The organism is Mucilaginibacter phyllosphaerae (genome assembly GCF_004378255.1).
In the GTDB taxonomy this organism is placed as follows: Bacteria; Bacteroidota; Bacteroidia; order Sphingobacteriales; family Sphingobacteriaceae; genus Mucilaginibacter; species Mucilaginibacter phyllosphaerae.
Genome location: NZ_SNQG01000006.1, coordinates 275,103 through 281,108 on the forward strand (window position 1 = coordinate 275,103; position 6,006 = coordinate 281,108).

Genomic DNA, 6,006 nt, shown 5'->3' on the forward strand with positions numbered 1-6,006 from the left:
ACATCAAACTACCAATTTCTCCTCAACGGGATGCTTGATCAGATATAAACCGTCGCTAATCAGCTTTTTATACTCGGGTTCCTCAGCTGCCTTTTGTTCTAAAAACCGCCTTATTTCTGCGGCTAACTCTGGTTCAGCGGCCTCATGGTCAAGCAGTTCCAGTATCTCCAGGGCACAAAGCCAATCGTCATGATGAAATTTTTGCAGCATCATCCACACATTGCCTAAAAAGCCCATATCGCCGCCGATATGCCTGCGGTTACGCACCTGCTGATACAGCTTGTGCAGTTCTATGGTTTTGCTGTCATATTCGGGGTGATGGGTACCGGTGGTTGATTGATAGGCGATCTCTAAAAAGGCATCCTTATCTGCCGCGCCGCAAAATACCGAAGTTATTTTTTCACCAACGGCCATGTCGTAAACGCCCCATGAGGGGTCAAATAAGACACGCCCTTTTTCACCTAAAACCGTACACTTTTCGACCTTGATTAGCCCTATTTTGTTACTTTGTACGGCAATTTCAACCACTTTCCCCGAAACGGTGATCCCGCTCTCAAAAACCAGGTTAATTTCTTTCCCGGTTTCCATTCCGGCGTTTATCAAATCATCTGCGGTAAAATCTTCCAGCGGTTTTTCATACCCTTTGAGTTTGCCAACCGGCGAACTAAAACCATCCTGATGATAACTTTTACCATGCCCTTTCAGTTGCTTGTTATTAACGGCTAAAGCCGTCTCGCCGGTGGTTTTGATAAATACCGGTTCGCCGTTTTTATCAGCTCTAAATTCTATAAAGGTACCGGATACCTGTAAGCCCGAACTATATACTGCCGTACAGGTATTTTTACTATCAATTGCTTTTTGCAAGCCATAAGCCCCGCCACGGCGGAACGACATGGTATCGGCAAATTGCTCCAGCACATCAATCAGGTTTTGGAAGGTTGGGGTTACAAAAAGCTGCGGCTGCGTTTTGGTGATATCGTAACTGTAGTTAACGGCGTCAATAGTGTAGGGCAGCTTCTGCACTCCTTCCATCATACAGCTGGCGCTTTCGCCGATAGACGACAACAGGCCGGCGCCATAGATCTTTGGATCTGCTAACGATCCTATCAGGCCGTATTCCACCGTCCACCAGTGCAGGCGACTAAGCAGGGCCATTTCAGATGGTTCGCCCATATTATCCTGGTGCCAGGCCACCAGTTCTTCCGCTTTTTTAATCTCAGCCATATCGGCATCAGGCATTTCTTTTAATATCGAGAGTGCACGGATAGCCTCGTAAAGCTCAAAATCCTGCGCGCTGAACATGGCTTTTGCCCCTATCGAGCCAAAGTAGCTCAGGTACTCGTGGTAATCCTTATCAGCAATAATGGGTGCATGCCCGGCCGATTCATGGATAATATCCGGCGCAGGGGTGTATTCAATATGCTTTAACTGACGTATATCGGCAGCAATAACCAAAACGCGGTATGCCTGGTACTCCATAAATGCCGCAGGCGGTATAAAACCGTCAACAGTAACAGCGCCCCAGCCAATTTTGGCCAGTGCGTTATTCATATCCTGCAAGTCGGGGATCTTCTCTATGGTTAATCCTGCTTTTTGCAGGCCGGGGATGTAGGGATAGTAGGCAACATCTTTAAGGTAGCTATAATTCTGGCGCATTACGTAGCGCCATACGGCATGGTCTACCGGGGTATAATGTTCGTAGTGCTGGCTTACAATAAATTGCTTTAAATGGCGGGGCAGGGCCGCAACCTGCGGGTTACCAAAATCATTAAAATCGCTCATTCCGTTAAATCAGGTTTATTTAAGAAACGCGAAATTAGGAAATATGGTTTAGCTAATTAACGATTTAAAGCAGATAATTTGCATAAATACTACCTTTAATTAGGCTACTAAAATACTATACAATATTAAATATTTTAATATTTTTAATTTTCCAAATTATCTTCCGTTTTAGGCAAACCCTCCTCTAAACGGCTCGGGCGGATCACGTAATAGATGCCGGATAGGGCTACGATGATAGAAATGAGGTAAAAGGAGATCGGCAAAAAAACAGCCAGGTCCATATCCATCGGGAACACTTTGGTAAGCTGCTGAAAAACGGTTTCGCGGATACCCGCACCACCCACACTTATCGGGATAATGGTTGCCAGCGCCGAAATAAGGAACGACAGCAGGTAAGGCGAGAACTTCCCGGTAAAATCCTGGCCAAAAAGAATAAATACGATGGCTGTTACCTGTAAAGATTGTACCGCAAGCGCCTTTAAATGCGCCTGCCAAAAGTAATGCGTGTAGTCCCTGAAAAACTTATAGGCCACAAAGTAATAGATTATTGTAGCGGCAATAAAGATGCTTAATGGGATCCCGATATGAATATCTATCTGCGGGATCAGAAATATAAGTGCCACGGTGATGAGTCCAATTGCCCACAGGCCGCTTAACCTATCAAACATAATGGCCCAAAACACCTTTTTAGCGGGTAACTTATAGGTTTTATTAAGCAGGTAGATCTTGTAACCATCGCCGCCGATACCGCCTGGCAGCAAAAAATTATAAAACAAACCTAACAAGTATAAACGAAAGTTGAAACGCGGGTCGAGCTTTAATTTGATAGACTTAAAAAAGCTGGATAAGCGCCAGGACGACATTACCATAGAGGCGAAGAAACAAAGCAGTGCGGCAAGCATCCACCAGTAATTGGCATGTATCAGCCTCAGCTTTACCTTTTGCAGCGGCACTTTACTAAACACATAATACAGCAGCGCAGATGTTACTGCGAATTTAAGCAGCAGTTTGGTAATGCTCCACAAACGTTGTTTAAAGGTTTTGGGGGCAACCAGTTCCTGTGCTTCGTCTTCCTCGGCTTGTGCTAAGTCTTTCATTCGGTGCAAAGGTAATGATTTAGAGATTAGTTGCCAGAGGTTAGAGATTAGTTAACATTCCTTAACAATAGTACATCGCCTTTTTAATTATTGAGCAAAGAAATTACAATTGAATGAGTGGATCTTCCTAACTAATCTCTAATTAACTAATCACTAATCTCTAAAAAAACGGTATTTTTGCGCCAAATTTCTATCAGATATGAGTAAGGTAAAAGTTGGTATTGTGCAAATGACCTGCACCGCAAATAAACAGGAAAACCTGGATAAAGCCATTGTAAAAGTACGCGAGGCTGCTACCAAAGGCGCACAGATCGTATGCCTGCAAGAGCTTTTTACATCGTTGTACTTTTGTGATGTAGAGGATTATGATAATTTTAAATTAGCGGAGCCTATCCCCGGCCCATCTACCGATGCTTTGCAAAAAGTAGCCGGCGAACTGGGCGTGGTGATCATTGCATCCTTATTTGAGAAACGTGCCCAGGGTGTTTACCATAATACCACTGCTGTTTTAGATGCCGACGGCAGTTACCTGGGCAAATACCGCAAAATGCACATCCCGGATGACCCCGGCTTTTACGAGAAGTTCTACTTTACCCCCGGCGACCTGGGCTACAAGGTTTTCAAAACTAAATTTGCCACCATAGGTGTGCTGATATGCTGGGACCAATGGTACCCGGAAGCAGCCCGTATTACCGCTTTAATGGGTGCCGAGATTCTGTTTTACCCCACCGCTATTGGCTGGGCAACCACGCAAGACGAAGCTACCAATACCAAACAATATAACGCCTGGCAAACCATACAGCGCAGCCACGCTGTTGCCAATGGCGTGCACGTAGTAAGCGTTAACCGTGTGGGCGAAGAGGCCGGCGTTAAATTCTGGGGAGGCTCATTCTTTGCCGATCCGTTTGGCGAGGTTTTACACCAAACCACCGTTGAGCAGGAAGAAGTAATTGTTAAGGAACTTGATCTTAACCAATCCGACTACTACCGCAGCCACTGGCCGTTCTTACGCGACAGAAGGATTGACAGCTACCAGCCAATAACGAAACGCCTTTTAGATAACGATTAGTTAGCCCATGGACCATAGTCGATAGACCATAGAAAAGCACCATGGCATTTAAGTTTGAAAATCTACAAGTTTGGCAAAAAGCATTAGACCTGACTGATGAAGTTAACTCTTTAACCAAGAAGAGTTTTCCGAAAGATGAACTTTTTGTGCTGACTTCACAAATTAAAAGAGCGGCTGATTCTGTTGTGCTTAATATTGCTGAAGGTTGCACGGGTCAAACAAATGCGGTATTTAAACAATTTCTTGGTTATTCTCTGAGGTCTGCAATTGAGGTTGTATCATGCCTTTTTATAGGTAAACGACGAAAAATAATTAATAACGATGATTTCCAAAAGCTATATGATGACTATCAAGCATTATGCAAGATGATTACCGCTTTAAGAAACACTTTATAACAACTCCTACTATGGACTATCAACCATCGACTATGGACAACAATAACCTACCTGCCGGCTTCCACTTCCCCGCAGAATGGGCTAGACAAAGCGCTATGTGGCTTAGTTGGCCGCATAAAGAGGCTTCATGGCCCGGTAAATTACCGTTGATTTATCCGCAATACTGCGAATTTATCAAGGTGATATCCGAAGGACAGATCGTCCGTATTAACGTGGTTGATGCGCAGATGACGGCCTTTGCCAAACAGCAATTACAGGTTGCAGGTGTTGATCTAAATAAAATTGAGTTTTATGAGTTCGGCACAAACGATGCCTGGTGCCGCGACCATGGCCCTGCGTTTTTGGTGAATTACAATACCAAAGAAAAGGTAATTGTAGACTGGGGTTATAACGCCTGGGGCGAGAAATATCCTCCGTATGATTTGGATGATGTTATCCCTACCAAAATTGCCAACCACTTCGGCCTGCCGGTTTATCATCCCGGTATTGTGATGGAAGGCGGATCGGTTGAATTTAACGGGGCGGGCACCTTGCTTACTACTACTGCCTGCCTGCTTAATAAAAACCGCAACCCGCATTTAAACCAGCAACAGATAGAAAGCTACCTGCAAAACTATTACGGCGTAGAGCAAATATTGTGGTTGGGCGATGGCATTGTGGGCGACGATACCGACGGCCATATTGATGATATTACCCGTTTTGTAAATACCGATACCGTGGTTACCGTGGTAGAGCATAACAAAAACGACGAGAATTACCACCTGCTGCAGGAGAACCTGCAAACGCTTAAAACCATGCGCCTGCTTAACGGCAAACAGCTTAACATTGTTGAGCTGCCCATGCCCGAGCCGGTGATATATGACGACCAGCGCCTGCCTGCATCATACGCTAACTTTTACATTGGCAACGCTGCTGTAGTAGTGCCTACCTTCCGTTCGCACCATGATGATAAAGCGCTGGACATTATACAAAGCTGCTTCCCCGACAGGAAAGTGGTGGGTATAGATTCAACAGATATTATCTGGGGACTGGGGAGTTTTCATTGTTTGAGCCAGCAGGAGCCGGCGGTGTAATACCCCTCATAAATGTATATTCGAAAATCGTAGAGGCGTGATACTTCGCGTCTCCTTCAGGAAGGTTATAAACTGTCATTAATGCATATTTAATTAAGACGCGAAGTATCGCGTCTCTACGATAGAATAATTAAAATTGTTCTTTTTAAATATGTAGAGGCGCGATACTTCGCGTCTCCTTCAGGACGGCTATAAATTGTTCATTAATGCATATTTAATTAAGACGCGAAGTATCGCATCTCTACGATAGAATAATTATAATTGTTCTTTTTAAATATGTAGAGGCGCGATACTTTGCGTCTCCTTTAGGACGGCTATAAATTGTTCATTAATGCATATTTAATTAAGACGCGAAGTATCGCGTCTCTACGGTGAAAAATAATTATAATTTCATCTTTAAAATCGTATAGGCGCGATACTTCGCGTCTCCTTTAGGACGGTTATAAACCCTTCATTAATGCATATTTATTTAAGACGCGAAGTATCGCATCTCTACGATAGAATAATTATAATTGTTCTTTTTAAATATGTAGAGGCGCGATACTTTGCGTCTCCTTTAGGACGGCTATAAATTGTTCATTAATGCATAT

General features: G+C 44.0%; 5 protein-coding genes. 3 read left to right on the top strand and 2 right to left on the bottom strand.

Going from position 1 to position 6,006, the window contains the following annotated elements:
* Positions 1 to 3 precede the first annotated feature (3 nt).
* Positions 4 to 1,782 (bottom strand): aromatic amino acid hydroxylase, encoded by a 1,779-nt coding sequence (locus tag E2R65_RS17040; protein WP_134337692.1) that lies wholly within the window; start codon positions 1,780 to 1,782, stop codon positions 4 to 6.
* A 143-nt stretch (positions 1,783 to 1,925) separates the two neighbouring features.
* Complete coding sequence (locus E2R65_RS17045) at positions 1,926 to 2,879, bottom strand: lysylphosphatidylglycerol synthase transmembrane domain-containing protein (RefSeq protein ID WP_134337693.1); 954 nt, start codon at positions 2,877 to 2,879, stop codon at positions 1,926 to 1,928.
* 199 nt (positions 2,880 to 3,078) lie between these two features.
* On the opposite strand from E2R65_RS17045, the gene E2R65_RS17050 reads away from it, so the two are divergent.
* The 3 genes from E2R65_RS17050 to E2R65_RS17060 are packed head-to-tail and all read left to right on the top strand — an operon-like array spanning position 3,079 to position 5,416.
* Positions 3,079 to 3,948 (top strand): carbon-nitrogen hydrolase, encoded by an 870-nt coding sequence (locus E2R65_RS17050; protein WP_134337694.1) that lies wholly within the window; start codon positions 3,079 to 3,081, stop codon positions 3,946 to 3,948.
* Positions 3,949 to 3,989: 41 nt separating this feature from the next.
* A complete protein-coding gene (locus tag E2R65_RS17055) occupies positions 3,990 to 4,343 on the top strand; it encodes a four helix bundle protein (RefSeq protein ID WP_134337695.1) in 354 nt (117 codons plus the stop codon).
* Between the two features lie 32 nt (positions 4,344 to 4,375).
* Complete coding sequence (locus E2R65_RS17060; protein ID WP_229704686.1) at positions 4,376 to 5,416, top strand: agmatine deiminase family protein; 1,041 nt, start codon at positions 4,376 to 4,378, stop codon at positions 5,414 to 5,416.
* Positions 5,417 to 6,006: the final 590 nt, after the last annotated feature.

Coding starts and splice junctions, on each gene's coding strand:
- E2R65_RS17040 (WP_134337692.1), bottom strand. CDS start 1,782: ATGAGCGATTTTAATGATTTTGGTAACCCGCAGGTTGCGGCCCTGCCC.
- E2R65_RS17045 (WP_134337693.1), bottom strand. CDS start 2,879: ATGAAAGACTTAGCACAAGCCGAGGAAGACGAAGCACAGGAACTGGTT.
- E2R65_RS17050 (WP_134337694.1), top strand. CDS start 3,079: ATGAGTAAGGTAAAAGTTGGTATTGTGCAAATGACCTGCACCGCAAAT.
- E2R65_RS17055 (WP_134337695.1), top strand. CDS start 3,990: ATGGCATTTAAGTTTGAAAATCTACAAGTTTGGCAAAAAGCATTAGAC.
- E2R65_RS17060 (WP_229704686.1), top strand. CDS start 4,376: ATGGACAACAATAACCTACCTGCCGGCTTCCACTTCCCCGCAGAATGG.